At 72.0% G+C, this 25833-nt stretch carries 22 protein-coding genes and 1 pseudogene; 8 read left to right on the forward strand and 15 right to left on the reverse strand.

Annotation, left to right across the window (positions count from 1 at the left end; all coding sequences use genetic code 11):
* Nucleotides 1-24 precede the first annotated feature (24 nt).
* Both OG788_RS40415 and OG788_RS40420 read right to left on the reverse strand, forming a co-directional pair.
* The gene (locus OG788_RS40415; protein WP_406375902.1) at nucleotides 25-1665 is read right to left on the reverse strand and encodes a serine/threonine protein kinase; all 1641 of its coding nucleotides are present in this window, start codon (nucleotides 1663-1665) and stop codon (nucleotides 25-27) included.
* A 153-nt stretch (nucleotides 1666-1818) separates the two neighbouring features.
* Nucleotides 1819-3014: pseudogene (locus tag OG788_RS40420) on the reverse strand (4-hydroxybenzoate 3-monooxygenase).
* A gap of 235 nt (nucleotides 3015-3249) precedes the next feature.
* On the opposite strand from OG788_RS40420, the gene OG788_RS40425 reads away from it, so the two are divergent.
* On the forward strand, nucleotides 3250-4695 hold the full coding sequence (locus OG788_RS40425) for a serine hydrolase domain-containing protein (protein WP_406375903.1): 1446 nt from the start codon (nucleotides 3250-3252) through the stop codon (nucleotides 4693-4695).
* A gap of 157 nt (nucleotides 4696-4852) precedes the next feature.
* Nucleotides 4853-5320 carry a hypothetical protein gene (locus OG788_RS40430; protein ID WP_406375904.1) on the forward strand — a complete coding sequence of 156 codons (468 nt, stop codon included), beginning with the start codon at nucleotides 4853-4855 and terminating at the stop codon, nucleotides 5318-5320.
* Nucleotides 5321-5323: 3 nt separating this feature from the next.
* Here OG788_RS40430 and OG788_RS40435 read toward each other — a convergent pair whose 3' ends face one another.
* The gene (locus tag OG788_RS40435; RefSeq protein WP_406375905.1) at nucleotides 5324-5560 is read right to left on the reverse strand and encodes a hypothetical protein; all 237 of its coding nucleotides are present in this window, start codon (nucleotides 5558-5560) and stop codon (nucleotides 5324-5326) included.
* 241 nt (nucleotides 5561-5801) lie between these two features.
* The gene (locus tag OG788_RS40440; protein ID WP_266764480.1) at nucleotides 5802-6017 is read right to left on the reverse strand and encodes a hypothetical protein; all 216 of its coding nucleotides are present in this window, start codon (nucleotides 6015-6017) and stop codon (nucleotides 5802-5804) included.
* Nucleotides 6018-6218: 201 nt separating this feature from the next.
* Here OG788_RS40440 and OG788_RS40445 point away from each other — a divergent pair, with 201 nt between their 5' ends.
* On the forward strand, nucleotides 6219-6710 hold the full coding sequence (locus OG788_RS40445) for a VOC family protein (protein WP_351550190.1): 492 nt from the start codon (nucleotides 6219-6221) through the stop codon (nucleotides 6708-6710).
* Nucleotides 6711-6720: 10 nt separating this feature from the next.
* Here the strand turns inward: OG788_RS40445 and OG788_RS40450 are convergent, their stop codons facing one another.
* From OG788_RS40450 to OG788_RS40490, 9 genes are all read right to left on the reverse strand, one after another.
* Nucleotides 6721-7071, reverse strand: coding sequence for a UBP-type zinc finger domain-containing protein (locus tag OG788_RS40450; protein WP_351550187.1), 351 nt, complete (start codon nucleotides 7069-7071; stop codon nucleotides 6721-6723).
* Nucleotides 7068-8510, reverse strand: coding sequence for an ATP-binding protein (locus tag OG788_RS40455; RefSeq protein WP_406375906.1), 1443 nt, complete (start codon nucleotides 8508-8510; stop codon nucleotides 7068-7070). Before OG788_RS40455 ends, OG788_RS40450 begins: the two co-directional genes overlap by 4 nt.
* Nucleotides 8507-10183, reverse strand: a complete 1677-nt coding sequence (locus OG788_RS40460; RefSeq protein WP_406375907.1) for an FAD-dependent oxidoreductase — start codon at nucleotides 10181-10183, stop codon at nucleotides 8507-8509. The genes OG788_RS40455 and OG788_RS40460 overlap by 4 nt, the downstream gene beginning before the upstream one ends.
* 96 nt (nucleotides 10184-10279) lie before the next feature.
* Nucleotides 10280-11590, reverse strand: coding sequence for a DUF4032 domain-containing protein (locus OG788_RS40465; RefSeq protein WP_406375908.1), 1311 nt, complete (start codon nucleotides 11588-11590; stop codon nucleotides 10280-10282).
* A 49-nt stretch (nucleotides 11591-11639) separates the two neighbouring features.
* On the reverse strand, nucleotides 11640-12464 hold the full coding sequence (locus tag OG788_RS40470) for an amidohydrolase family protein (RefSeq protein WP_406375909.1): 825 nt from the start codon (nucleotides 12462-12464) through the stop codon (nucleotides 11640-11642).
* 75 nt (nucleotides 12465-12539) lie between these two features.
* Nucleotides 12540-13364 (reverse strand): N-formylglutamate amidohydrolase, encoded by an 825-nt coding sequence (locus OG788_RS40475; protein WP_406375910.1) that lies wholly within the window; start codon nucleotides 13362-13364, stop codon nucleotides 12540-12542.
* A 98-nt stretch (nucleotides 13365-13462) separates the two neighbouring features.
* Nucleotides 13463-13915, reverse strand: coding sequence for a cyclic nucleotide-binding domain-containing protein (locus tag OG788_RS40480; RefSeq protein WP_351550171.1), 453 nt, complete (start codon nucleotides 13913-13915; stop codon nucleotides 13463-13465).
* 162 nt (nucleotides 13916-14077) lie between these two features.
* Entirely contained in the window at nucleotides 14078-14881 is an 804-nt protein-coding gene (locus OG788_RS40485) for a VOC family protein (RefSeq protein ID WP_406375911.1), read from the reverse strand.
* 193 nt (nucleotides 14882-15074) lie between these two features.
* The gene (locus OG788_RS40490; protein ID WP_266764490.1) at nucleotides 15075-15290 is read right to left on the reverse strand and encodes a DUF4177 domain-containing protein; all 216 of its coding nucleotides are present in this window, start codon (nucleotides 15288-15290) and stop codon (nucleotides 15075-15077) included.
* Nucleotides 15291-15458: 168 nt separating this feature from the next.
* On the opposite strand from OG788_RS40490, the gene OG788_RS40495 reads away from it, so the two are divergent.
* Complete coding sequence (locus tag OG788_RS40495; protein ID WP_406375912.1) at nucleotides 15459-16988, forward strand: aminotransferase class V-fold PLP-dependent enzyme; 1530 nt, start codon at nucleotides 15459-15461, stop codon at nucleotides 16986-16988.
* 177 nt (nucleotides 16989-17165) lie between these two features.
* Here OG788_RS40495 and OG788_RS40500 read toward each other — a convergent pair whose 3' ends face one another.
* A complete protein-coding gene (locus OG788_RS40500) occupies nucleotides 17166-18767 on the reverse strand; it encodes an ATP-binding cassette domain-containing protein (RefSeq protein ID WP_406375913.1) in 1602 nt (533 codons plus the stop codon).
* A 280-nt stretch (nucleotides 18768-19047) separates the two neighbouring features.
* Between OG788_RS40500 and OG788_RS40505 the strand changes: the two genes are divergently transcribed.
* The 4 genes from OG788_RS40505 to OG788_RS40520 all read left to right on the forward strand — a co-directional run bounded on the left by OG788_RS40505 (nucleotide 19048) and on the right by OG788_RS40520 (nucleotide 23562).
* Nucleotides 19048-19689, forward strand: coding sequence for a DUF6629 family protein (locus tag OG788_RS40505; RefSeq protein WP_406375914.1), 642 nt, complete (start codon nucleotides 19048-19050; stop codon nucleotides 19687-19689).
* 417 nt (nucleotides 19690-20106) lie between these two features.
* Nucleotides 20107-20865, forward strand: coding sequence for a L,D-transpeptidase family protein (locus OG788_RS40510; RefSeq protein ID WP_406375915.1), 759 nt, complete (start codon nucleotides 20107-20109; stop codon nucleotides 20863-20865).
* 130 nt (nucleotides 20866-20995) lie between these two features.
* Nucleotides 20996-21694 (forward strand): response regulator transcription factor, encoded by a 699-nt coding sequence (locus tag OG788_RS40515; RefSeq protein WP_406375916.1) that lies wholly within the window; start codon nucleotides 20996-20998, stop codon nucleotides 21692-21694.
* An 8-nt stretch (nucleotides 21695-21702) separates the two neighbouring features.
* Entirely contained in the window at nucleotides 21703-23562 is a 1860-nt protein-coding gene (locus OG788_RS40520; protein WP_406376977.1) for a sensor histidine kinase, read from the forward strand.
* A gap of 252 nt (nucleotides 23563-23814) precedes the next feature.
* Here the strand turns inward: OG788_RS40520 and OG788_RS40525 are convergent, their stop codons facing one another.
* On the reverse strand, nucleotides 23815-25716 hold the full coding sequence (locus OG788_RS40525; RefSeq protein WP_406375917.1) for an AMP-dependent synthetase/ligase: 1902 nt from the start codon (nucleotides 25714-25716) through the stop codon (nucleotides 23815-23817).
* Between the last annotated feature and the right edge of the window lie 117 nt (nucleotides 25717-25833).

Raw genomic sequence — 25833 nt, forward strand, 5'->3', positions numbered from 1 at the left:
CGATGAGCCGACGCTGACACAGGGTCAATCGACCTTCGGATCGAAGGTCTTGAGAAAGACGTTCAGTGCCTGCCTGTTGGGCTTGGTGTCCCAGTCGTCGGCCGGGGTCGTCCAGCGCAGGGAGAATCCCCGGCTGCCGCCGATGAGGAAGCCGCGGCCGAAGGTGCGCACCTGGTCTCCCTGGGACACGGAGTACCACTCCATGTCGGCGCCCTTCCGGCCGCGATAGGTCACCGGCCGGATGTCGCCCACCCGTTCGTAGCCGGTGGAGACGGCGCGCAGGGAGGGCTCCAGCTCGCTCCAGACGGCGACGGGGTCCGGACCAAGCTGGGTGCTGTAGGTGACGGCCAGCGTGCGCGGATCACCGCTCGCGCCGAAGGTCACCCGGTAGGCGAGGTCGTCGGACGACTGCGTCTCCAGGGGTTTCCAGCCCTGCGGGAGGGCGACGGCGAAGCCCTGGGGTGCCCGGTAGAGGGAGAAGCCGGCCGGTACCGTCGAGCCCGCGGTGGCGGAGGGGGACGGCGTGGCGGACGCCGAGGGCGTCCCGCCGGGGCGCGCGCCGGAACCGGTGGAAGGCGCGGAGGGCGCGGACGGTGTGGCGGCGGCCGTCCCTGACGGCGCCGAGCCGGACGCGGATGTGTCGTCACCGCCCGGCAGTCCGCCCACCGCGGCGAGCACCGCGAGGGCGACGACCGTGACGGCGAGCACCCCGCCCAGCACGACCGGCCGACCGGCGAACCGGCCTCGCCGAGTGTGCCCCGTCCGCCCCGCGTCCCTGTCCCCCTCGCGAAGGTCCCCGCCGGGACCGGGGAACGCGGGCGGCTCCTCGGGCGGTGTGGTCTCTTCGAGGTTCTGCCGGAGGATGCGTGTCAGCGCCTCGCGTACGACGGCCTCGGGCACCCGCTCCACGGGGTCCCAGCGCAGCAGGCCCTGAATGGCGGGCGCCAGCGGGCCGGCGCTCACCGGGGGCCTGACCGGCAGCCGGTCCACCGCCCGGAGCGTGGCGTCCATCTGCCCCCGGTCCTGAACGGCCGGCCGTCCCTCGACGAGCGCGTACATCATCGCGCCCAGCGCCCAGAAGTCCGCCGCGGGTGCGCCGCCCTCACCACGGGCCTGCTCCGGGGAGGCGTACGAGGGAGAGGTGACGCGCGTCGAGTCCGTGGCCGCCGTCACTCCGAACCCGGTCACCGTGACCGTGCCGTGCTCGTCGGACCACACCTGGCTCGGGCCGAGTTCGCCGTGGTGGACTCCCTCGAGATGGGCGGCGGTGAGGACATCGAGGACGCCGAGCCCGATGCGGGCCGCCCGCACGTGATCGAGCGGCTCGCGCCCGAGGAGCTCGGTCAGCGGGGCGCCCGGGGGCCGCTCCGTGACGGTCCACACGAAGCCGGGCTCCTCGACCACGTCGAGTACCGCGGCCACCCGGCCGGGACAGGCCGGGCCGAGGATCTCGGCCGCCCGCATGATCCGGTCGGCGGCGGGTTCCCGCGTCCCCTCGCCCCGGTGCTCCGCGAGGCGTGTCCAGGTCAGTACGACCGGCCGTCCGAAGGCGATGTCCTCGCCGTGCCAGCAGGCCCGGCCCTCTTCCCGCAGGACGACTTCGAGCAGCCGGTACCTCCCGGCGATCAACTCGCCCGCGGAGTCTTGCGCCTTCACCATCGTCATCCCTCGCTGCGTACCCGGCCTCACCTTTCCCGGAAGTACGCACGGCGTGACGAAGAGTGTTCAACGAGAGGGGGACTGAAATATCTGCTTCCGCCCGGCCGCGCCGTTGTCGCGCACTCGTACGAACAGTTCAGGCCCGTGTCTCCTGCTGATTCACCGCACAGTTTCCTTGCCGGTGCAGGAGTCCGCGAAGGCTGCGGCCGCGGCCGGAGAGTCCAGGATCCTGCGGAGCCGCGCACTCGCGGCGCCCGCCCGGAAGGGGTCGCCCGACGACGGCCCGTGCAGCAACTCCGCGAACCACCGGGAGAATTCCTGGTAAGCCCACACCCGCCGCAGACAGGCCGCCGCATACCCGCGCAGCCCGCTGTCGTCGCCCCTTGTGCAGTGGGCGACGAGCGCGTCCGCCAGGAGCATCGCGTCGTGCAGCGCCAGATTCATGCCCTTCGCGGCGATCGGCGCGACCAGATGGGCCGAGTCGCCGGCCAGGAACAGCCGCCCGTACGTCATCGGCTCTACGACGTAGCTGTGCATGTCGAGGACGCGCTTCTCGATCAGACGTCCCTCACTGAGCTCAGGGGCGCCCGAGGCCGCCAGGCGGCTGCGGAGTTCGGTCCACACGCGCTCGTGCGGCCAGTTCCGCGGGTCCTCGCCGGGCGTCACCTCCAGGTAGTAGCGGGTGACCTCGGGGCTGCGGGCCATATGGGCGGCGAATCCACGGGAGCCGACACCGAAGACGACGCAGTCGCAGGACGGCGGGGCCTCGGCCAGCAGTGCCAGCCAGCCGACGCCGTAGTCGAACCGGGCCCACGAGGCGCGCTCCGGGGGCAGATGGGTGCGTGTGACTCCGCGGGCACCGTCGCAGCCGGCCACGAACGCGCAGTCCAGGCGCCGCCGTTGCCCTGTCACCGCGTCGGTGTACCGCACGGACGGCCGGTCGCCGTCGATTCGCCTCAGTTCCACGTCCCGGACGCCGAACCGGATGTCGCCGGCGCGCGCTTCGGTGTACTCCCGCACCAGATCCGTCACCAACAGCGGCTGCGGATAGACGAAGTGGCGGTCGCCGGTCAGTTCGCCGTACCGGAGGCGGCGCTGCTCGCCGGCGACCCGGAACTCACACTCGCCGTGCGGCTGCGCGCGCTCGATGAGCCGGTCGGCCAGCCCCCGCCGGTGCAGGGCCCCCGTACCGCCCACACCTCGATGAAACCGGCCCGGGGCCGCTGTTCGATGAACTCCCGGCTCTCGGCCTCCAGGACCACGCAGTCCACGGATGCCGCTCGCAGGATGTTCCCGAGGGTCAGACCGGCCGGTCCCGCGCCGACGATGACGAGGGGGACGCGGTGAACGGGCATGGGGGAGGCCGGGGACAACACCCCGGGACCATGGCAATAAACCATCGATGAGCGTCATGGCGCCTTCCGGGCAAGGGAGTTGACGCCGGAGCGGGAACGGGTAACGCGGGCAGCCCGCTGTCGTCACCGGCCATGGACAGGGAGGAGGCGTCCGGGAAAGATGCCGCATGCAAGCAATGTCCTTGATCGCTGTGTCCAGTCGCCGCTCACCGCCGCGCCACCCGGAGGTTGCCGTATGAGTGCCCGTCCGCTACCTGTCAGCCCGCCCGCCGAGCAGGGGGTCGACGCCTCGGGCATCGCCGCGTTCCTCGACGCCGTCGAGGCCGCCCCGGACATCGAACCGCACAGCCTGATGATCATGCGCCACGGGCACCTCGTCGCCTCCGGCTGGTGGGCGCCGTACACGCCCGAGCGCATCCAGCTGCTCTACTCGCTCAGCAAGAGCTTCACGTCCACGGCGGCCGGATTCGCCGTGGCCGAGGGCCTGTTGGACCTGGACGACCCGGTGATCTCGTACTTCCCCGAATTCGAGGCCGACATCACCGATCCGCGCAGCCGCGCCATGCTCGTCCGGCATGTCGCGGCGATGGCCAGCGGCCACCTCACCGACACCTGGGCCGACGCGGTCGGGCTCGACCGGAAGGAGGCCGTACGCGGCTTCCTGCTGATTCCGCCGGACCGCGACCCCGGCACCGTGTTCGCGTACAACCAGTCCGCCACCTACACCCTCGCCACCATCGTCCAGCGGGTGACCGGTCTGTCGCTGACCGCGTATCTGCGGCCCAGGCTGTTCGATCCCCTGGGTATCGGGGAGACCGCCTGGACGCGGAACCGGGCCGGCCGGGAGATCGGCTTCAGCGGGCTCCACGCCGCGACCGACGCGATCGCCCGGCTCGGGCAGCTGTATCTGCGCGAAGGCGTCTGGGAGGGGCGGCGGCTCCTGCCGGCCTCGTGGATCGCGGAGGCGTCCCGCGCGCACGTCGCCAACGCGGACGGCACTCCGGAGGGGGCCCGGTCGGACTGGCAGCAGGGCTACGGGCTCCAGTTCTGGCGGGCGCGGCACGGCTACCGCGGCGACGGGGCGTACGGGCAGTTCTGCGTCGTGCTGCCCGAGCACGACGCGGTGATCGCGACGACCGCGGCGACGGACCGGATGCAGGAACTGCTGGACCTGATGTGGCGGCATCTGCTGCCCGCGTTCGGTACGGCGCCGCTGCCCGCCGGGGGCGAGGCGGACGGTGCGCTGCGGCGACGGCTCGCCCGGCTCGCCCTGCCGCCGGTCGAGGGGAGTCCCCAGCCCCCCGAGCCCGTGGACGCCTGGTCGGACGCGGTCTTCGTGCCGGACGGCGGCGTCTGCGCGGCCCAGCGCTCGCTGACGGAAGTGGTCGTGACCGAGGGCGACAAGGGCCCGCTCGTCACCCTGGTCGAGGGCGACCGGCGGTTCGAGCTGCGACTCGGCGGAACCGGCTGGACCGTCGATCCCGGCCCGACACCCACGGCGGTGAGCGGGGGCTGGACCGGCCCGGGGACCCTGCGCGTCGACCTGCTCTTCCTGGAGACCCCGCACCGCATGACCGTGACCTGCTCCCTTCCCGACCGTACGTTCACGGCGCGCTGGCACACGACCCCGCTCCAGGCCCTCTCCCTGGCATCCCTCCACGCACCATCACAACCGTCGTGAACAGGCCATCGGGAAACGCCATACCGCGCCACCCCTTCCGCCACGTAGAGATATCTACCAGCATGCATATGCCGAGGGCCTGATGGACAACGCGGGCCCTCGGCCCATGCCTCCTTCCGCGCCTGTCGAGCGGAAGGGAAGATCCCCGGGGTGATCCATGAGCAACGCGATGTGGATGCAGAGTGTGGAGTGGCTCGCGGCGGCGGCCACGAATCCGAGGGCGTGCAAACGGGAGTGGGACCAGGGGAGCGGCGGTGTGCTCCTGGAGGCCGGGCGCTACTGGGACGTGCTGAGCGTGCCCGAGCAACTCGGCCTGCTGGCCCTGGACATCCTGTGGTCCGAGCCGATCCAGGTGCCGGGGCCCACCCTGGTCGACTGCGCGGCCCACCGTGTCGGCTTCTTCCTGCCCCCCGACCCGGCCAGCCGGTGGGTGGGGTCGGGGCTCCGCCACCTCGGCAAGGGCTCCTGGATCGCCGTACCGCCGCCCTACCGCTCCGCGGGACCGCTGGAGTGGATCATCCCGCCGGACGGGACGGGGGCCCTGCACCCCGCCCTCTCCCTCGAGCTGGCGCTGCGCCAGGCCAACGGCACCCTGGCCGTCCTGGCGCCCGGGGCCGCGGAGTAGCGCTCACCAGCCGGTCAGGCCCCGGGGTACGGGAACCGCGGGAACGGATCCGTCGCTCTCCGCCTCCGGAACGGGGGCCGCGAAGGTGGCCCACAGCACCTCGCGGGGTTCCGGCACTCCACGGCCCTCGGCCCGCCACTCCGCGACGAGCTGGGCGTAGATCGGCGGATGGGCGCCGGGCTGGCCGCCCTGACGGGCGACGGGATCGGCGTAGGGCCTGCCGGTGCCGATGCCCGTCACCGTGCCGGCGTTCCCGCTCGGGCGGGCACCGGCACCCGCACCAGCACGAGCGGGAACGTGTCGCAACGCTTTGTGAGTGCTGTCCATGCCGGAGCAACGGGTGCGTCCGCGCCGGTGCAACGCGCCCCCACGACCGCCCACCGGGTCGAGTGAACGTGCCCCCCGTTCGGAGCAACGCGACGACCGGGCACCCGAGCGGTCTCCGCCCGACACCCGGCGCGTTCCGGGCGGTCCCCGCCCGTTATCCGGTTCCGTAGAAGTGCGCCTGGCCTCCGCGCCACTTCACCCATGCCGGATCGTCCAGCAGATCCTCCGCGTCCGGCAGACCTGCCCGGCCGAGGAACTCCATCAGATCCTCGTCCGAGAACGCCACGCCGAGGTTCTCACCCCGCGCGGTCACCTGGCGGCCACTGGTATCCAGGGCCGGATGCACAACCAAAGGAGCCCGTCCGGACATGTCTCCAGGATCGTCCTTCGCGCCGCGCCGCGCATCCGGACGGGCCGGCGTGGGCGATCCGCACGGCGGACGGCGTTCGCCGTGCGGCGGCGGGACATAGGAGCGGCCGACGTGAAGTGGTTGTATTCAGTACTGAGAACACCGGTACCGAACAGGGAGGTACCGGCCGGCGTCGCCACTTCTCTGGGTGAGGAGACCGTGATGGGTGCGATGGACCTGACAGCGATCGAAGCGGAGCGTCAGCGGATCAGGGGCGCCCATCTGAAGCCGGAGAGGCCCGCGAGCACGGCCCGCGGTGTGCACCATGTCGCGCTGCTGTCCTCGGACGTGGAGCGGACCGTACGGTTCTACCAGGGCGTCCTGGGATTCCCCCTCACCGAGATGATCGAGAACCGGGACTACCAGGGCTCGACCCACTTCTTCTTCGACCTCGGCAACGGCAACCTGCTGGCCTTCTTCGACTTCCCCGGTCTCGACCTCGGCCCCTACGCGGAGGTCCTCGGAGGTCTGCACCACCTCGCGATCTCGGTCGACCCCGTCACCTGGCGCGGTCTGCGCGAACGGCTCGACGCCGCCGGGGTCGAATACGCGCAGGAGAGCGGTACCTCGATCTACTTCCGCGACCCCGACGGCGCCCGCGTCGAACTGCTGGCCGAACCGCTCGGCGAGATGTACGGCAGCACGGTGCTCTGATCCCGGAACCTCAGCGCAGTGTCTCGGCCCAGTTGGCCGGAACACGCCCCGCGGGACCGGGTGCGGGCTGGTCCAGCGGATGACTCACCGGGGGAGCGAGCTCGGGACCCGACTCGTACAGCTCCGAGGTGTCGTAGTCCCAGAACCAGTTCTCGCCCGGTTCGAAACTCTGGATGACCGGGTGCCCGGTGTTCCGCGCGTGGGCGGTGGCGTGCTTGGCCGGGGAGTCGTCGCAGCATCCGACGTGCCCGCACTGGGCGCAGCGCCGCAGGTGGAACCACCATCCGCCGGCAGCGTCGCACTCGGTGCAGCCGGTGCCGCTCGGCGGGACGGAGGGGTCGATACCGTTGGGCGTGGTCATGACGGCTCCTCGGAGGTTTCCGCGACGGTCAGGGGGAGGCGTACCTGGAAGCGGGTGTCGCCGGGCACGGACTGCACCTGAAGGCTTCCGTGGTGCTTGTTGACGACGATCCGCCAGGAGATGTCCAGGCCGAGACCGGTGCCCTCGCCCACCGCCTTGGTGGTGAAGAACGGGTCGAAGATCCGGTCGCGGATCTCGTCGGGCACCCCGGAACCCGTGTCGCGGAACTCCACGAGGCAATGGTCGCCGTCGAGCGCGGTGCGTACCGTCAGCGTCCCCTCGCCGTCCATCGCCGCGACCGCGTTGTCGATGAGATTCGTCCACACCTGGTTCAGCTCGCTCGGATAGGCGGGGATCCGGGGCAGCGTACGGTCGTACTCCTTGACGGCCTTGACGCCCGAGCCCATCTTTCCGGAGAGCATCATCAGGGTGCTGTCGAGCAGGTCGTGCACGTCGGCGACCTGGTAGGGCGCGCGGTCGAGCTGCGAGTACTGCTTGGCCGCGTCCACGAGGTGCGAGATGCGGGTGGTGGAGTCCTCGATCTCGTTCATGAGCAGTTCGGTCTCGACCGTGTAGTTCAGCCACCGGACGGCGCCCTCGAGGGTCGGCCCGTCCACGGCCGCCGCGACCTGGTCCAGCCAGTCGGTGTCGAGCCCCGCCTGCACGAACGTCGGCGCCAGCTGCCAGCCGTTCGCGATGTCGTGGTCGTCCAGCCAGTCGGCGAGCGCGTCCTCCCGGTCGGAGGCCTCCAGCGGACTCAGCGGCGTGGCCTTGGCGACCTGTTCGGCGGTCCGCTCCTGGATCTCGACCAGCGTCTCCAGGGTGTCGCGCGCATAGGGTCCCGCCGCGATCACGCCCAGTTTCTGCCGCATGTGGGCCACCCGGTCGCGCAGCGCGGAGGTGGCCCGCACGGCCGCCGCGGCCGGGTTGTTGAGCTCGTGCGTGAGCCCGGCGGACAGCGAGCCGAGCGCCAGGAGCCGTTCGCGCTGCCCGATGGTCCGCTGGGTGTTCTGGCTGCCGAAGAACATGCCCTCCAGCAGATGGACGGCCATCGGGAACCAGTCCCGCAGGATGGCGGCGAACGTCGCCGCAGGCAGGACGAAGAACCGTGAGGGCTCGGTGACCCGCATGGAACCCTTGTACTGCGCGTCGTTCGGGCCGCTGAGATACGCCTGCATCGCGCCCGCGTACACCCCTCGCTTCGAGGTGCGGCTGATTTCCACGTCGTCGGCGCCGACCCGGCGCGACATCACCACCGTGCCTTCGAGGAGCACGTAGAAGCAGGTGGCCGGATCACCCTCGGTATAGACGGGCCCCGGGTCGAACGCCTCCGTCCGGCCCTCCTGGCACAGCCGGTCCAGCTGGTCGTCGTCGAGCTTCTCGAACAGGAAGAGCGTGCTGAGTTCCGCCGCGTCGCACGGCACCGGCCGCCCGCTCACGACTGCTCCAGATAACGGTGGACGAGCATGACGGCCATGGCTCCCTCTCCGACCGCGGACGCGACCCGCTTCGCCGACTCGGCGCGCGCGTCCCCGGCCACGAACACGCCGGGCACATTGGTTTCCAGGTGGTACGGAGGCCGGTCCAGCTCCCAGCCCCGGGGCGGCTGACCGTCGGGCGTCATGTCCGGGCCCGCCACGATGAACCCGCGGCCGTCCCGGAGCACCGTGCCCTCCAGCCAGTCGGTGAGCGGCGCCGCGCCGATGAACACGAACATCCACTGCGCGTCGACGAGTTCGGTGTGGCCGCTCTCCACATCTCGCAGGGTCAGCTGCTCCAGGTGGTCGCTGCCGTGCGCGGACTCGACAACCGTGCCGGTGCGGACCGAGATGTTCGGCGCCTCGCCGATCTGCTCGATCAGATAGTGCGACATCGAGGCGGACAGCGAGGAGCCGCGCACCAGGATGGTGACGGACTTCGCGCCCCGCGCCAGATACATCGCGGCCTGACCGGCCGAGTTCGCCCCGCCCACGATGTACACATCATGGCCCTGGCACGCCGCCGCCTCGGTCAGCGCCGAGCCGTAGAAGACGCCGCAGCCCGTCAGCTCGGCGAGCCCGGGCGCATTCAGCTGCCGGTACGAGACACCGGTCGCGAGGATCACCGCGTGCGCGGAGATCGCGGAGCCGTCCGAGAAACGGATCGTGCGCGAGGCCCCGGTGACCTCCAGCCCGGTCACCTCGCGGGCGGTGAGGATCTCGGCGCCGAACTTGGCCGCCTGCCGCCGCGCCCGGTCGGTGAGCTGCCCCCCGGAGACGCCGTCGGGGAAGCCGAGATAGTTCTCGATCCGGGAACTCTGTCCCGCCTGTCCGCCGGTCGCGGACCGTTCCACGAGCACGGTACGCAGACCCTCGGACGCGCCGTACACGGCGGCACCGAGCCCGGCGGGACCGCCGCCGATGACAACGAGGTCGTAGAACTCGGAGGTGGGCGTCGTGGCGAGCCCGACGTGCGCCGCGATGTCGGGGTCCGCGGGCTCGACGAGCGGCGTACCGTCCGGGGTCACCACCAGCGGCAGCCGCTGCCCGTCCTGCCCTGCGGCGGCCAGCAGGCGCTGTCCCTCCGGGGTGTCGGACGAGTACCACCGGTAGGGCACCTGGTTGCGGGCCAGGAACTCCCTGACGCCCGACGAACGCGCCGACCACCGGTGCCCGACCACCTTGCAGGCCCCCACGGGCCGGTAGTCGCTGGCCCGCCACGCGTCCAGGAGATCGTCGACGACCGGATAGAGCTTCTCCTCCGGCGGGTCCCAGGGCTTGAGCAGGTAGTGGTCGAGGTCGATCACATTGATCGCGTCGATCGCCGCGTTGGTGTCCGCGTACGCGGTCAGCAGCACCCGGCGCGCGCCCGGGTACACGTCGAGGGCCTGCTCCAGGAACTCGATGCCGTTCATCTGCGGCATCCGGTAGTCGGCGAGGATCACCGCCACCTGGTCACCGCGCAGCTTCAGCTCGCGCAGGGCGTCGAGCGCCGTCTCCCCGGACTCGGCGCGCACGATCCGGTGCGCCTCGCCGTAGCGGCGCCTGAGGTCACGCGCGACGGCGCGCGACACTCCGGGGTCGTCGTCGACGGTCAGAATGACGGTCCGCGCCGGACTGGCGGCCTGGGTCATACCTCTCCCACCCCGAGCAGGTCAGTTGCGTTCCGGCCGCGCGGACGCCGCGAGGCGCCGCGGGGCAGGTACACAGCCAATCGTATGTACGATCGGTCACCTTTGCTCAGGAACCGGGTACGCGCCGGTCGGCTCCGGTGTTTCCGCGGGAACCGGCAGGGGGTCGTGGACCTTGGGGAGGATGTTCGTGACGTAGTCCTCGACGGCCGTCTCCAGGCCGATGTCGTGCTGCGCGCGCTCGGACAGGAACCAGCGGTGTTCGAGGAGCTCGTGGTAGAGCTCGGCCGGGTCCATCGATCCGCGCAGGTCCTGGGGCACCGCCCGGACCGTCGGCCGGAACACGTCCCGCACCCAGCGATGGGCGAGGACCTCCGGCCGGGCGGCACGGGGGTGCTCTCCGCCCGACCCGGGCCGGGAGCCCGGAGGGCCGCCGGGCGCGTAGTCGTCCTGGGTGGCCATCCAGCTCTCCAGGTCGTTCAGGAGGCGGCGCGCCTGGTTCTCCTCGGTGTCGAGGCCGGTCAGCCGCAGCAGCTGGCGCTGGTGATGGCCCGCGTCGACGACCTTGGGCACGAAGGTGACGGTGTCGCCGTTGGAGGAGCTCGCGATCTGCATCTCGGCGACATCGAAGCCGAGGTCGTTGAGGCGGCGTATGCGGCGGTCGATGTAGTGGTACTTGCCCGCGGGGTAGACGGAGGTGCGGGTCAGCTCCTCCCACAGGCCCCGGTAGCGCGCGCAGATCTCCTGGCCGAACTCGATCGGGTCCACCGAGGGGTGCAGGGCGCCGGCCGCCTCCAGGTCCAGCAGCTCGCCGCTGATGTTCACCCGGGCGAGATCGAGGTCGTACTCCCGCTGACCGGTGCTGAGCTGCGGGTGCAGATCGCCGGTCTCGGCGTCCACGAGGTACGCGGCGTACGCTCCCGCGTCGCGCCGGAACAGCGTGTTGGACAGCGAGCAGTCGCCCCAGGCGAAGCCGGCCAGGTGCAGCCGCACCAGCAGGACGGCCAGCGCGTCCATGAGCCGGTGCATGGTGGCGGGCCGCATGGTCGTCTCGAACATCGACCGGTACGGCAGTGAGCCTCCCAGGTGCCGGGTGATCAGCACGGACTCCAGCGGCTCCCCGGCCGGGTCGGTGCGGCCCGTGACCACGGCCAGCGGGTCGACCGCGGGAATCCCGAGGCGGTCCAGGCCGAGCAGCAGCTCGTACTCGCGCACCGCGGGCCGCTCGGCGAGTTCCTTGACGGCCACCACCTCGTCGCCGGCGCGCGCGTAGCGCACCACGTGCCGGGAGATGCCGCGCGGCAGCGGCACGAGCACCTGCTCCGGCCATTCCTCCAGAGGCAGCTGCCACGGCAGTTCGAGCAGGAGCGCGGGATGCTCCGGGTTGGTCGCGCTGATCTGAAAAGCCATGGCCGGGCTGCCCTCACCTCACGGTCGAACGCTGTTCCGGCCCCAGCATCTACGAATGATCGGGAAGGCGGAAGACGCGCCGGGCGTTGCCCGCCAGGAACAGGGCGGTGGCCTCCTCGTCCAGGCCCAGCTCGTCGAGGTGCTCCAGCGCCCGACTCGGTTCGATCATCGGGTAGTTGGAGCCGAAGAGGACCTTCCGCCGCCCCCGGCCGCGCAGATACGCGACCAGCTCCGGGGGATAGCGGCGGGCGGTGTAGGCGCTGGTGTCGATGTACACGTTCGCGTGCTTGTCGGCGACCGCGATCATCTCCGTGGTCCAGGGGTAGCCGATGTGCCCGCAGACGATGGTCAGTTCGGGGAAGTCGAGCGAGACCTGATCGATGTACGGAATGGGCCGGCCGGTCTCGGAGGGACGCAGCGGTCCGGTGTGCCCGACCTGGGTGCAGAAGGGGATGCCGAGCTCGACGCAGGCGGCGTACAGGGGGTAGTAGAGCCGGTCGGTGGGCGGCAGCTGCCACAGCCACGGCACGATCCGCAGGGCCACGAAGTCCAACTCCTCGACGGCCCGCCGCAGTTCCCGCACCGCCGCGACGGGGCGCGTGAGGTCGACGCCCGCCACCCCGCGCAGCCGGCCTTCGGAGCGCGCCACGAATCCGGCGACCTCGTCGTTGCTGATCAGAGCCCCCTGGGGTCCGTACCAGGCGGAGGACAGGCCGGTGTCCACGTCGGCCGCCGCCATCGCGGCCACCGTGACCCCGACCGGCATCTCCTCCTCCAGCTCCTTCATGCCGGTCCAGCGTCGCAGTGACGCGAACATCTCGTGGTTGGAGTGACGGAGAGTGGGGTGCTGCATCCACGCGTCGACGACCGGCATGGTCTCGGGCCCTCCCTGAAACGGATGACTGAGCGTTTGCTTACCGCCGACCCTAGGATGTGCCGCGCTCCGGGTCTACCCGCCCAGGGCGTCGACGAGCGTGGTCAGGGCCGTGACAAGACGCGCGAATCCGGGGCCCACCGGGCCTCCCGGCTCCGCCATGTACGTGTCCCGCCGGATCTCCACCATCAGTGCCCCGACCTGAGGCTCCCGCTCGTAGTACCGCAGGGGGACGTACGCGCCCGCGAACGGGCTGTCGATCCCCACCTCGCCGAGCCCGGCGAACGCCTTCTCCGCCAGCGCGACCAGTTCCGGCGGCGTGTGGAAGGAATCGGTCCCCAGGCAGATCGGCGGCCGCGGCCCGTCACCGTGCAGTTCGTACGGCAGCCGGGCCGTCGGATACGAGTGGACATCGATGATCACGGCCCGCCCGGTGACGGCCAGCCGGTCGGCGACCGCGGCCGTCATCGCCCGCGCGTAGGGATGGAAGTAGCGGTCGGCCAGCGGCCGCGGGTCCGTGTCCGCGGGCCGCAGCGGCGCGCGGTGCGTCGTACGGGTGTAGACCGCGCCCATCCCGACCGCCAGCATCTCCTCCCGCTCGTCGGGAAAGCGCTCGGGATCGACGACCAGCCGGGACAGCCGGTTGACGAATCGCCACGGCGTCAGCCCGGCCGCCTCGGCCACGGCCGCGGCCAGCTCCGCCGTGTGCGCGTCGGTGATGTGGTCCAACTCGCTCTCCAGCGCCGCGTCGCCGAGGAGGATGCCCTCACGGACCGGCGCCGGAACCTGCCGTGAGGAGTGCGGCACGTGCAGGAGCACGGGCGAGTGGACCGCGCCGGGCAGGATCGCGAAGGAGTCCGGGGCGTCCGCGGCGTCCGGGGAATCGAGGATGTCGTTCATAAGAGGTCACTGTCCCAGCCGGGTCCGACAACAGCCGCGTCCGGCGGAGGCGGGACGGGCTGAGGCGGGACCTGCTGCCGGCTTCCGGCCGGGTGCCCTCAGCTGCTGCCCCCATGGCGCGCGTAGTGCTCGATGAGCGCCGCCCGGGTCGTTTCGAGACGGTGGGCCAGGATGGCGCCGACCGTCCGGGTCAGCGACAGCTCCAGGGTCGGATCCTGTTCGAACAGGCCCCGCACCTCGGCGGCGTCGAATTCGTAGGCGCGCACGGGGCTGAAGGCCTCGGCGCCGAAGTCCCAGGTGTGCGGGCGGAACAGCCACGACCAGCCGAGCAGGTCACCGGGCCCGAGCTGCGCGACGGTGATCCGCCGGCCGGCGATGACCTGCTGGTACAGGGAGACCGTTCCGGAGCGGACCACCCAGAAGCGGTCGGCGGTACCTCCCGCCTCGAAGATCGGCCCGTCCGCGGGGAAGGAGACCTCGCGGGCCACGCTCATCAGCCGTTCGCGGTGTTCGGGGGAGAGGGCGGGCAGGAGCCGGAGAGCAGTGGGCATCGCGGACCTCCATCGGGTCGCCGTGAGACCGCGGGGGTCGGCGGCGCCTGTCGTACCGGTGGTATCCCGTCATCCTCTATTGGAGCCCGAACGGCGTAATCCGTCGCGTCGTGGGCCGGAAGACGCGGTCGCGGGCGGGTCGCGGGCGCTCCGTTCGTGCGGTCATCCGGCGGCCCGGGAGGTCACCGTGAAGCGTGCGCCGTCGGGGTCGGTGAGGGCCGCCTCCATCGAGCCGATCCCCTGCTGATGGGCGGTTCCGCCGTGGACGCGCGCCGCGCGGACGCAGGCCTCCACGTCGTCGACCGCGAAGTGGATCTGCCAGTGCGGCCGGACGGTGGGATCGGGGGCTGCCCCCACCGCGCCGGAGTGGATCCGGGCCACCACGTCGCCCCGGCTGCGCAGCACGACCTCGTTCTCCTCGTAGTCGACCTGGCACGAGTCGGGGTCCGCGGACGCCCAGCCCAGCACCTCGCCGTAGAAGATGGCGGCGTCGAAGGCGTCCCGCGTGTGCAGGCGTACGAAGGAGGGGGCCGCGTTGCGCCAGCGTTCCCAGCCGGCCACCAGGTCGCCCTCCCAGATACCGAAGACCGCGCCGTCGCGGTCCGCCAGCAGGGCGGCGCGGCCCGGTGGCAGCGAGATCGGTCCCACCGCGGTCGTCCCGCCGCGCTCCTGGCTGCGGGAGACCGCCTCGTCCGCGGAGGCCACGGCGAAGAAGGGGGTCCAGGCGACCGCCGTTCTCGCCACGAAGTCGACCTCGGCGACTCCGGCGACCGGAACCCGGTTGACCCGGGCGATCCGGTACTGGTCGCCCATCCTGGCGCCCGAGACCCATTGCCAGCCGAGAACCGCGGTGTAGAAGCCCTCGGCGGTCCGCAGGTCGCGTGTGGTCAGGCTGACCCAGCACGGCGCACCGAACACCGACTGACTGGTGACGACACCGGGGTGGAGTGTTCCGTCGCTCTTCATCGCCGTCCGTCCTGACCTCACTGGCCGGCAGCGGTCGCGCGGTGCGGGGACCTGGTCGGGCCCCGGACATCAGCTCAGCCGTGTGAGGCCTTCCGTGCCGGAAGGCCTCCGACGGCATCAGTAGCACCTGCGGATCCGCTGTCCCATCATCAACAGCATCTCCCGCCTCGGCGCCGCGCGCACCACGCGACCGCTATCGGCGCGGCCGTTCCAGGGTGAGCAGCAGCCCCTCCACCGCGCCAGGGCCTATGCGGCCCTTGACGTCGGCGGACGTGATCGCCTTGAGAGCCCACCCGTCCTCGGCGTGCTTGTTCAGGACCTTCTCCAGCTTGTCGCTGTCCAGCGCGTCGCCGATCAGCGACTCTCGGAACGTGACGACCTTGTATTCGTAGGTGTACGGGTTGCTCATGGCTGCGGAGCTCTCCTGCGTGTTGGATGGCATGGCCGGGGCTCACCCAATCACTGTTCGCGGACGTGGCACAGGGGTGAACCGGACTGCACGGACAGCTTTGTTGAAATTTCATGAAGTGCCGGGCCGTGGCAGGGGAGAACGTCCGGCCGGGCGGAGGGGGACAGCATGGAAGAGGCACGGACCGAGACGCACACAGCGGGCCCCGCACTGGCGGCCACGAGCTTCGCCGAGCTGCGGGCGCGCGAGTTCGGCTATCTCGACGAGGGCGGGCACACGTATCTCGACCACACGGGCGCCGGACTGCCGCCGCGCTCCCTGGTCACGGGCAGCGCGGAGCGGATCACGGGCGGACTGTTCGGCAACCCGCACTCCGACAGTCCGGCCTCGCGGGCGTCCGGGGTCCCGCTCGCGGAAGCCCGCCGAGCCGTTCTGCGGCACTTCAACGCCGACCCGGCCGAGTACGCGGTGATCTTCACCCCCAATGCGACGGGCGCTCTGCGGCTGGTCGGCGAGGCCTATCCGTTCACCCGCGGCAGCCGCCTCGTGATGTCGCTCGACAATCACAACTCCGTCAACGGACTGCGCGAATACGCACGGGCTCGCGGCGCCAGGACGACGTATGTACCGGTCGGCGGAACCGGCCTCCAGATGGACGAGAAGCGACTGCGGGCCGCGCTCGCGGCACGCGGCCGGATACCGGGCACCGGACCGCGGGCCCGCGGTCCGGTGGAGGGGGGCTTACGGGGCTCCCTGCGCGGACGGGCCCGGGCCCGCGCGGGCGGCGACACCCGCTCGCGCGGACTGCTCGCCTATCCGGCACAGAGCAATTTCACCGGAGTCCAGCACTCACTGGAATGGATCGAACGGGCACAACGGTTGGGGTACGACGTCCTGCTGGACGCGGCCGCCTTCGTCCCGGCCAACACCCTCGACCTGGCCCGCTTCCACCCGGACTTCACCGTCGTCAGCTGGTACAAGGTCTTCGGCCATCCCACCGGCATCGGCAGCCTGATCGCCCGCCGGGAGGCACTCGCCAAGCTCCGCCGGCCCTGGTTCTCCGGCGGCACCATCTACGCGGCCGGCGCCCAGGCCCAGTGGCACGTCCTCGCGGAGGACGAGGCGGCCTTCGAGGACGGCACCGTCAACTTCCTGTCCGTGCCCGACGTGACCGCCGGGCTGCGGTGGATCGACGGCATCGGCATGGACCGGGTGCACGCCCATGTCACGGCCCTGACGGGTCATCTCCTCTCGGGACTCCGCACGTTGCGACACGGTGACGGCTCACCGATGGTCCGGGTGTACGGACCCGAGGGCGCCGCCGGCGCGGCCCGCGGCGGCACGGTCGCGCTGAACCTGCTCGCGGCGGACGGCAGCGTCATCGACGAACGCGTCGTCACCCGGGACAGCGCCGCGCGGGGCATCTCCCTGCGCACCGGCTGCTTCTGCAACCCGGGGGCGGGCGAGGCGGCCTTCTCCCTCCCGCTGCGCCGGCTCCGCTCGGCGGCCCGCAGCAGACAGGGCTCCCTGGAGGACTACCTGGACCTCCTTCGGCTGCCCTCCGCGGGCGCCGTGCGCATCTCGGTCGGTGTCTCGTCCCAGCCCGCCGACATCGAGACGTTCCTCGCGTTCGTCGACGAGACCTACCGGGACCGTGTGCCCGGGGTCGCGGGACTCACCGCGCGGGCGGGGTGTTGAGTCCGGAGGCGGCACGAGTTCCTTCGCGGGAGCACACGAGTCCTTCGCAGGAGCAGGGGAGCAGGGGAGCCGGCGAGCGGGGGAGCAGGGAAACCGGGGCGGCGAGGGGCCGAGGTCGCGGGTCGCCGTGGTGGTGAGGTGCGATCGGGGGAGGGCGGGCCGGTGCGCCGGCCCGCCTCAGCGTCCGTCCCGGCTCCGGGCCGCCCCCTCCCGGCACTTGCGGACCAGCACCACCCACGTCAGGGCCATGAACAGCAGCGCGAAGGCCGCCAGGGCCACCCAGCCTCGGGTGGCGGGGTGGCCGAACGAGTCGCCGTAGGAGGCGAGCAGCGGCGGACCCAGCGGCGAGCCGCCCGCGCGCCACAGCGACTCGAGGCCGACCCCGCTGCCCAGCGCCTCGAACGCCCACCGGTTGGCCATCGCCCCGCTGATGGCCTCCCCGGAGCCGGTCATCCGGGGCACCGGAACGAAGGCCCCAGAGAAGAGCACCTGGGGAAAGCACAGCAGGGGCAGCATGAGCGTCGCCTGCCCCGGTTCGGACACCGCCGCCGAGGCCAGCAGCCCGAGCGCCAGCGCGGCGGCCGACGCCAGCACACTCGACACGAACAGCGAGCCGTAGGTGTCCCAGCCCGCCGACGGCAGACGGTCCAGGGCCCGCAGCACGACCAGCAGCAGCGCGTCCGCCACCGCGAGCACCGGCAGCATGGTCGTGAGCTTCGAGGCGATGTACGGTCCGACGCGCAGCCCGGCCGACCATTCGCGGCGCAGTACGGGCAGTTCGGCGCAGATCTGGAGCAGCCCGTACGTCAGCCCGAAGAAGAACGCGCCGAACGCGATCCAGAACATGATCATCGCGGTCGAGCCCGGGTCCGGCGACGCCGGATCGAAGGCGCCCGCGCGGAACAGCACCGCGAACATCGCCACGATCTTCACCGGCGAACCGGCCAGGACGGCGAGCGACAGCCGGTTGTGCAGCAGCAGCGCGGTACCGCGCCGGGTCAGCAGCGTCCACTGCCGCACCGCGCCAACACGCCGGGTCCGTACGGGAAGTGACGTCTGCTCAGTCGGCTCGGTCCGGTCGGTCTCCACAGGGGCGGCGCGCTCGGTCCGTACGCCCTGGGCCACCGCCTCGTAGACCTCCTCGACCGTGCCGACTCCGAACGCCGCGCACAGGCCTTCCGGTTCACCGGCGTACGCGACCTCTCCGCCCGGGGCGAGGAACACGACGTCGTCGCAGCGGAGCAGGTCGGCCAGGACGTGTGTGGTCAGTACGACCGTCGTGCCGTCCTCGGCGAGCGCGCGCAGGGTCCCGAGGAGCGCCGCGCCGGTGACGGGGTCGAGGCCGGAGGTCGGCTCGTCGAGGAAGAGCACGCGCGGCCGGCTGAGCAACTCGACCGCGATGGAGGCCCGTTTGCGCTCTCCGCCGCTCAGCGCACGCACCGGGGTCGCCGCCCGATGGCGGAGCCCCAGCGACTCCAGTACCCGGTCCACCCGCGCGGCGACCGCCTCGGGCGGGGTGCCCGGGGCCAGGCGCAGCCCCGCCGCGTAGCCGAGCGTGCGACGCAGCGGCAGCTCGCGGTGGATGATGTCCTCCTGCGGCACGAAGCCGAACTCCGGCCCCGGGAGGCCGGGTCGGGACCCGTCGTGCAGCACCTCGCCCTCGGCCGGGGCGCGCAGTCCCGCCAGGGTCTGGAGCAGCACCGTCTTGCCCGCGCCGCTGCTTCCGGCGATGACGGTCAGCCGCCCGGGTTCCGCGTCGAACGACACGTCGTGCAACACGCGCCTGGCCCCCGGCACTTCCTGACCTACGCGACGCGCCTGGACGCGCAGGCCGTCGACCGTGTGACGGGGCTGGCCGCGTCGACGGGGAGGCTCGGCTGCGTGGGAGTCGGCATGGGGGCAGCATGCCAGGGGAGCGGCGGGCGTGACCCGTCCTCCGCCGCGAAGGGCGGGGAACCATGTCCGGACGGCCGTCGTGTCCATGCCGGGCGCGGTCGTGCGGCGTCGTAGCGTGGGCTCCGGACCCACGGGATCGTGACGGCGGACGCAGGGTGGAGCGATGTGCTGGAGTGCGACGGCCGATCTGGCGGCCGGTGCCGGTGTCGCCGCTGTCGGGGTGGCCTGTGTCCTCCGGGCGCGACGGAGGGAGGATCTCCCGCTGGCCGCCCTGCCGTTGCTGCTCGGCGCCCACCAGATCGTCGAATCCCTGGTCTGGGACGCCGGTGGCGGTACGGGTCCCGCCACCGTGGCCTGGGCGGTGATCGCGCTCCCGCTGCTGGCGGTGTGGGTGCCGTTCGGCGTGTTCTGCGCGGCACCGCGCCGTGCCCGGCGCCGGCTGACGCTCCCGCTCGCCTCCGGCATCGTGACCGCGGCGGCGCTCGCGTACGCGCTGGCCGCCCACCCCGTGAGAGCGGAGATCCGCGGCCACACCATGGGCTATGTGGTCGACCTGGCGCAGCCCGAACTGGTCATCGTGGGCTACCTGTTCGCCACCGTCGGCGCGTTGCTGATCTCCGGCGACCGGGGGTTGCTGCTGCTCGGCGTCCTGGTCGCGACGGGCGCGATGATCTGCTGGTCGCTGTGGGAGCTGGAGTTCGTCTCGACGTGGTGCGCCTTCGCGGCGGTCGGTTCGGTGGCCCTGCTGGGCTGGGTGAACTCGCGTGAGTCCGCCGCCTCGCTCGAGCCGGCGGATCACCGATGACGTGACGCACCATGCCCCGGCCGCCGGACCATGCCCGGGCCCCGGGACCACGCCCCGGCCTCCGGGACCACGCCCCGGCCCCTGACCGCCGCCGATTCCCCGGAGCACGGGTGATCCGCCCAGGCACCGGTGACCGGACGGAGTACGGATGATCAGGTGCGGCATCGGTGACCGGGTGCGGCAATCGGTGACCGGGCGCGGCCCGGGGGATCGCCGAAGCGCCTGTGATCCGGCGGTGCACGGGTTCTCCGCCCCAGCACGGGCGCATCCCGCGGAGCGCCGGTGGTCGGCCCGGCACCGCGCTCCGGTCGCGTACGGGTGATCCGGTGCGGTACCGGTGATCGGGCGCAGCCTGGGTACTCGGCGACCTGTGAAAGACCTGACGAGTTCCTCATATGTGTCGGCGAGGGTCGACGCATGATCAACCCTGTACACCGTGTTCCGGCGGCGATCGTCGCCGTCTCGTTCCTGATCGCCGGCTGCGGCGGCGGTACGGCCGAGACGCTCGGCCCTGGGGCCGGCGGCTCCCAGGCGCGTCAGGGCGTGGCGAAACCGGCCCCCGCGCCGACCGCCTCGCCCGAGGCGGCACCGCGACGACTGCCGGGCATCGGCCCCAGGACCTGGGCAGCGGTCCCGTCGAGGACCCGGCAGGCCGTCGTGGTGACCGGTCTGGGCAAGAACTCCCCGCGGTCCACCGTGGTGCTGTACGAGCGCACGGAGGCGGGCTGGGAGGCGGGCCCGAGCCGGCCCGCGCACAACGCCCTCAAGGGCTGGACCGACCACCACCGGGCCGGTGACCTGCGTTCCCCCATCGGGGTCTTCGGCCTCACGGACGCCGGTGGGCTGCTCCCCGATCCCGGCACCCGGCTCCCGTACGACCGCTCGGGTGCCTTCACCTCACCCGGCACGGGCTTCGACGGGGAGTCGCTGGCAGGCGCCTTCGACTACGTGGTCGCCGTCAACTACAACCGCAGGCCCGGCACCACACCTCTGGACTGGACCCGGCCCCTCGGCCCGGCCCGCGGCGGAGGGATCTGGCTGCACGTGGACCACGGCGGCCCCACCCACGGCTGTGTCGGTCTGCGCGAGGGCGACCTGAAGGATCTGATGCGCGACCTGGACCCCGACGGGCATCCCGTGGTGGTCATGGGGGACGCGGCCTCGCTGGCGCGGTGAAGCCTTTCCGGGGGCTGTCGCCGGCCCGAGTCGACCGGCAGGGTCCCAGGGGGATGTGAGGAAGGTGTCAGGGTGTGGGAAGCCCCTCTCACCGGTCGATTCACGGTCCGCCGCGCTTACCATCGGCGGCGTGTGCGCACATGTGCTGGTCGCGGAGGACGACGAGATGCAGGCGGAGCTGATACGCCGCTCGCTGCTGAGCGAGGGGCACACGGCGACCGTGGTCCACGACGGCGGGGCCGCTCTCGACGAGGCCCGGCGGCACCGGCCCGACCTCGTCGTCCTGGACCTGATGCTCCCGGTGGTCGACGGCTTCGGGGTGTGCCGGGCCCTGCGCCGGGACGACGACATCCCCGTGCTGATGCTGACCGCGCGCTCCACCGAGGACGACGTACTGCTCGGCCTGGAACTCGGCGCCGACGACTACATGACCAAGCCGTACAGTCCGCGCGAGCTGATGGCCCGTATCCGTACGGTGCTGCGGCGCAGCGGACGGTCCGCCTCCGAGCGGCGGGGCGATCCGGTCGTCCGGGCCGCGGGGATCACGGTGGACCCGGAGCGGCACACGGTCGTGTGCGACGGCTCACCGGTGGAGTGCACCCCGGGCGAGTACGAGATCCTGCTCGCGATGGTCGGCGAACCCGAACGGGTCTTCTCCCGGCGGCAGTTGCTGCACAGCACCCGGGGCATCGACCGGGCGTCGACGGAACGGGCCATCGATGTGCACATCATGAACCTGCGCCGGAAGATCGAGGCGGACCCGCGCCGGCCGACGCGCCTGCTGACGGTGTTCGGCGTCGGGTACAAGCTCAAGGGCGGCCGGGCGTGAGCCGCGCGGTGAGCCGCGCCCTGCCGCTGCGCAAGAGTCTGCTGGTGCGGCTGCTGATCACGTCCGTGCTCATCGCCCTGTGCTCCGTGGCGGCGACCGCCTGGCTCGCGGTGCAGACCACCACCCGGGCGATCCGGGAGGAGCAGGGCCAGGTGCTCGCCGAGGACATGGACATCCTCCGGCAGCTCAGCGGATACGCGGCGACCCATCCCGACTGGTCCGGTGTCGCCGCGACCCTGCGCACGCTCTCGCACAGGACGGGCCGGCGCATCGCCCTGACCACCGGCGACCGCACGCCGTTCGCGGACTCCGCGGCACGGGGCACCTCCCTGCCGCCCCGTGCCGCCGCCACGGTCGACCCGCTGCGCACCGACACCTACACGGAACCCGGAGCACAGCTGACCGGTGTCGATCCCCGCGCGGTGGGGCCGTACCGGCTGCCCGCGACCGAGCGCCTGCGGGTGGCCAAGCTGGCCACCGTGCGCCAACTGTGCTTCGCGCGCAACGGCATTCAGACCCGCACGGAGCGGATGCCGAGCGGCCGGACGGTCCTGACGGCCATGGACGGGACGCTCGACTCCGGCTACGTACCCACGGAGTGCGCCGACGGGCTGCTCAACACCGCCACCCCGACCGAACAGAAGGCCCTGGACATCCTGTCGGCACTCACCCGGACATGTCTCGACCAGCACGAGGTGGACCTCGGCCATCCCGTCGAGCTGACGGTCGGCGCCACGAGCAGGGCCACCGCCGCCCCCTCCTTGACGTGGAAGAGGCCGGGTGACCGGCACAGCGCCCAGGCCCGGACGGTGGACGCCTGCGTCGACGGCGCCCGGCGGCGGCAACTCGATCCCTATGTCGCCCCGGTCGCGGAACTCTTCCTCGGTACGGGAGACAGCCCCACGCCCCGCTTCGACATGTCCCCGGCCAACAAGGCCAAGGTGTTCGGTGTGGCCGGACTCGTCCTCGCCCTCACCGTGGCCGTGACCGCGCTGGTCGCCACCCGGCTCGTACGTCCCCTGCGCGCGCTGACCCAGGCTGCCCAGCAGCCGCCGGAGCGGCATGTACGGGTGCCCGTCACCACCCAGGACGAGACCGGCATCCTGGCGCTCGCCTTCAACGAGCTGACCGAGCGCCGCGAGCGCATGGAGGCGCAGCGCAAGGCGATGGTCAGCGACATCGCGCACGAACTGCGGACCCCGCTCACCAATATCCGTGGCTGGCTGGAGGTGGCCCGCGACGGTCTCGTCGAACCCGACCCGGAACTCCTGTCCTCCCTGCACGAGGAGGCCGTGGTCCTGCAGCGCGTCATCGACGATCTCCAGGACCTCGCGGCCGCGGACGCCGGGACCCTGCGACTGCGCCGCGAGGAGGTGCGTGCCGACGAAGTCCTCGAACAGGTCGCCGCGGCACACCGGGTGGGCGCGGAGGCCGCGGGCATCCGCCTGGTCACCGAGCCGGCCGGCACACCGTGGCTGGACGCGGACCCCGTACGGATGCGGCAGGCGCTCGGCAATCTGGTGTCCAACGCGATCCGCCACACGCCGCCCGGCGGCACGGTCGCTCTCTCCGCCCGCGCTCACGACGGGCAGGTCGTGTTCGAGGTGGCCGACACCGGCGCCGGCATCGAACCCGAGGATCTGGACAGCGTCTTCGAACGGTTCTGGCGGGCCGAGAAGTCCCGCAGCCGGCGCACCGGCGGCAGCGGCCTGGGCCTCGCCATCGTCCGGCAACTCGTCGCCGCCCACGGCGGAACCGTCTCCGTCGCGAGCGAGGTCGGCAGCGGCTCGGTCTTCAGCCTGCGGCTGCCCTGTGCGAAGGCGCCCGCGTCGACCGCCGCCGCGTCACCCGCCGCCGGGCCGGACTGAGCGGCGCCGGTTCCTGCTCCGGGGCCCGGTCCGCCCCGGGGGGTGGCGCCGGTCTGTTCCCGCTGATGGTGGTGGAGCCGGTACCAGGACCGGTGGTCCTCCTCCCAGGAGAGATCTGGTCGCTCCGGCGGGCCCGGCGCAAGGTGGACGCATGAACATCACCGATCAGCCGGAGACCAGGAGCCGCGTCACGCCGTTGAGGTCGCTCCTGGGAGGCACCTACGTCCCGCGCCGCGCCGTCGTCCGCCCGTTTCACCGGAAGACGTTGTCCGAGTCGTCCAGGATCGACGGCTCACTGCGCGCGGATTCCCGCGGCACCCGCGACGAGGTCTGATACATCGCCTCGATCTCGGCCGCGTACCGCTGGGCGATCGCGTCGCGGCGCAGTTTGAGCGAGGGCGTCAGCAGTCCGTTGGACAGGTCGAAGGGCTCCGGGAGGACACGGAAGACCCGGATGGACTCGGAGCGGGACACGGTGGTGTTGGCCGCCGCGACCGCGCGTCTGACCTCCTCCCGCAGCTCGTTCTCCTCCCGCGCGTCCCGGGCGGGTGTCTCGCCCTTGGCCCGGGACGCGCGCCAGTGCGTCACGAACTCGGGGTCCAGTGTGATGAGGGCGCCCACACAGGGCCGGTTGTCGCCCACGACGGCCGCCTGATGGATGAGCGGGTGGGCCCGCAGCCGTTCCTCGAGAGCGGAAGGGGCCACGCTCTTGCCCCCGCTGGTGATGATGATGTCCTTCTTGCGCCCGGTGATCGTCAGGTATCCGTCGGCGTCGACCCGGCCGATGTCCCCGGTCGCCAGCCAGCCGTTGCGGAACGAGGCCTGGGTCGCGGCGGAGTCGTTGATGTAGCCCTGGAACACGGACGGCCCCCACACGAGGATCTCCCCGTCGTCGGACACCTGGACCTCGGTGCCCGGCAGCGGCTGTCCGACGGTGCCGAACTTCTCCCTCCCGACCGGCTGCGCGGTGATTCCGCCGCTGGTCTCGGTGAGCCCGTATCCGTCGTGCACGAAGATCCCGATCCCCGCGAAGAACAGGGCGAGTTCACGGTTCAGCGGGGAACCGCCCGACACCGCGCCGCAGACCCGCCCGCCCAGCGCGCCGCGCAGTCGCTTGTACACCGTCTTCTCGTAGAGGGAGTGCTGGAGCCGCAGATCGAAACCGGGGCCGGTGCCCGCGCCCAGACGCTGACGCTCCTCGGCCAGGGCGAAGTCCTGCGCCGTGCGCACGGCGCGCTCGAACAACGCGCCGCGACCGGCTCGTTGGGAGGCCCGCAGGAAATTCTTGTAGATCCTCTCGAACACGGAGGGGACGGCGTACAGATAGGTCGGCCGGAAGGAGAGCATGGCCTCCGACAGCGCGTCCTCCCGCAGATCGGGCTCGTGCCCCATCAGGATGCCGCCGCGCAGGCAGATTCCCTGGATCATCAGGCCGTAGGCATGGGAGAAGGGCAGGAAGGCGAGGACGGCCGGCTGCACGCCCGGCGGGGCCGCCGTGTGTCTCCAGCCTTCGAGCAGGGTGTCGCAGGGGCTCGCCAGGCTGCGGTGGGTGAGGGCGCAGCCCTTGGGCTGTCCCGTCGTGCCGGAGGTGTACGCGATGACGGCGGTGGAGTCGGCGAGCACGATCCTGCGCAGCGAGTCGACCGCCGTCACGGGTATCGCGTGGCCGCGCTCCACCAGCTGCGCGATCGCCCCGGTGTCCAGCTGCCAGACGTGGCGCAGGAACGGGAGCGCGGCGCACGCCGAGCCGACTGTCATGACTCCCTGCTCGTCCTCGACCACCACGCCCACGCAGCGCGCGTCCTGGAGGATCCAGGCGACCTGCTCGTGCGACGACGTCGGGTAGATCGGCACGATCTCGGCGCCGACCGACCACAGGGCATAGCTGAGCACCGTCCACTCGTAGCGGGTGCGGGCCATGATGGCCACGCGGTCGCCCGGCCGGATGCCGGACCGGACGAGCCCCCGCGCCACGTCGACCACTTCGCCCCACAGCTCGGCCGCCGTCACCTGCGTCCAGCCGCCCGAGCGGCCCTCGGGGCGACGCGCGACCTGCGGCAGATCGGGGGTGCTGAGCGCCGTCTCGTGGAGGCTGTCGGCGAGTCCCCCCTGCATGCGCGCCGCCGGTGCAGGAGGAAGGTGGGACTGGTGCATTCGCCGCTCCGGAGTTCTCCTCGACGTGGCCTCGCCCCCGGAGGCGCCGATGCCGAGGATTCCCGAATGTAGCCCACGCGGGCGACGGCCGCGTCCAATTCCGGCAGCCGTTCGCCC

The organism is Streptomyces sp. NBC_00647, from assembly GCF_045207245.1.
GTDB lineage: Bacteria > Actinomycetota > Actinomycetes > Streptomycetales > Streptomycetaceae > Streptomyces.

Bases quoted from the DNA above. Each gene is read 5' to 3' on its own strand.
- OG788_RS40470 (WP_406375909.1), bottom strand. From the start codon at position 12,464: ATGCCGGTCGTCGACGCGTGGATGCAGCACCCCACTCTCCGTCACTCC.
- OG788_RS40415 (WP_406375902.1), bottom strand. From the start codon at position 1,665: ATGACGATGGTGAAGGCGCAAGACTCCGCGGGCGAGTTGATCGCCGGG.
- OG788_RS40490 (WP_266764490.1), bottom strand. From the start codon at position 15,290: ATGAGCAACCCGTACACCTACGAATACAAGGTCGTCACGTTCCGAGAG.
- OG788_RS40460 (WP_406375907.1), bottom strand. From the start codon at position 10,183: ATGACCCAGGCCGCCAGTCCGGCGCGGACCGTCATTCTGACCGTCGAC.
- OG788_RS40440 (WP_266764480.1), bottom strand. From the start codon at position 6,017: ATGTCCGGACGGGCTCCTTTGGTTGTGCATCCGGCCCTGGATACCAGT.
- OG788_RS40485 (WP_406375911.1), bottom strand. From the start codon at position 14,881: ATGAAGAGCGACGGAACACTCCACCCCGGTGTCGTCACCAGTCAGTCG.
- OG788_RS40425 (WP_406375903.1), top strand. From the start codon at position 3,250: ATGAGTGCCCGTCCGCTACCTGTCAGCCCGCCCGCCGAGCAGGGGGTC.
- OG788_RS40525 (WP_406375917.1), bottom strand. From the start codon at position 25,716: ATGCACCAGTCCCACCTTCCTCCTGCACCGGCGGCGCGCATGCAGGGG.
- OG788_RS40430 (WP_406375904.1), top strand. From the start codon at position 4,853: ATGAGCAACGCGATGTGGATGCAGAGTGTGGAGTGGCTCGCGGCGGCG.
- OG788_RS40495 (WP_406375912.1), top strand. From the start codon at position 15,459: ATGGAAGAGGCACGGACCGAGACGCACACAGCGGGCCCCGCACTGGCG.
- OG788_RS40465 (WP_406375908.1), bottom strand. From the start codon at position 11,590: ATGGCTTTTCAGATCAGCGCGACCAACCCGGAGCATCCCGCGCTCCTG.
- OG788_RS40450 (WP_351550187.1), bottom strand. From the start codon at position 7,071: ATGACCACGCCCAACGGTATCGACCCCTCCGTCCCGCCGAGCGGCACC.
- OG788_RS40480 (WP_351550171.1), bottom strand. From the start codon at position 13,915: ATGCCCACTGCTCTCCGGCTCCTGCCCGCCCTCTCCCCCGAACACCGC.
- OG788_RS40475 (WP_406375910.1), bottom strand. From the start codon at position 13,364: ATGAACGACATCCTCGATTCCCCGGACGCCGCGGACGCCCCGGACTCC.
- OG788_RS40445 (WP_351550190.1), top strand. From the start codon at position 6,219: ATGGGTGCGATGGACCTGACAGCGATCGAAGCGGAGCGTCAGCGGATC.
- OG788_RS40510 (WP_406375915.1), top strand. From the start codon at position 20,107: ATGATCAACCCTGTACACCGTGTTCCGGCGGCGATCGTCGCCGTCTCG.
- OG788_RS40505 (WP_406375914.1), top strand. From the start codon at position 19,048: ATGTGCTGGAGTGCGACGGCCGATCTGGCGGCCGGTGCCGGTGTCGCC.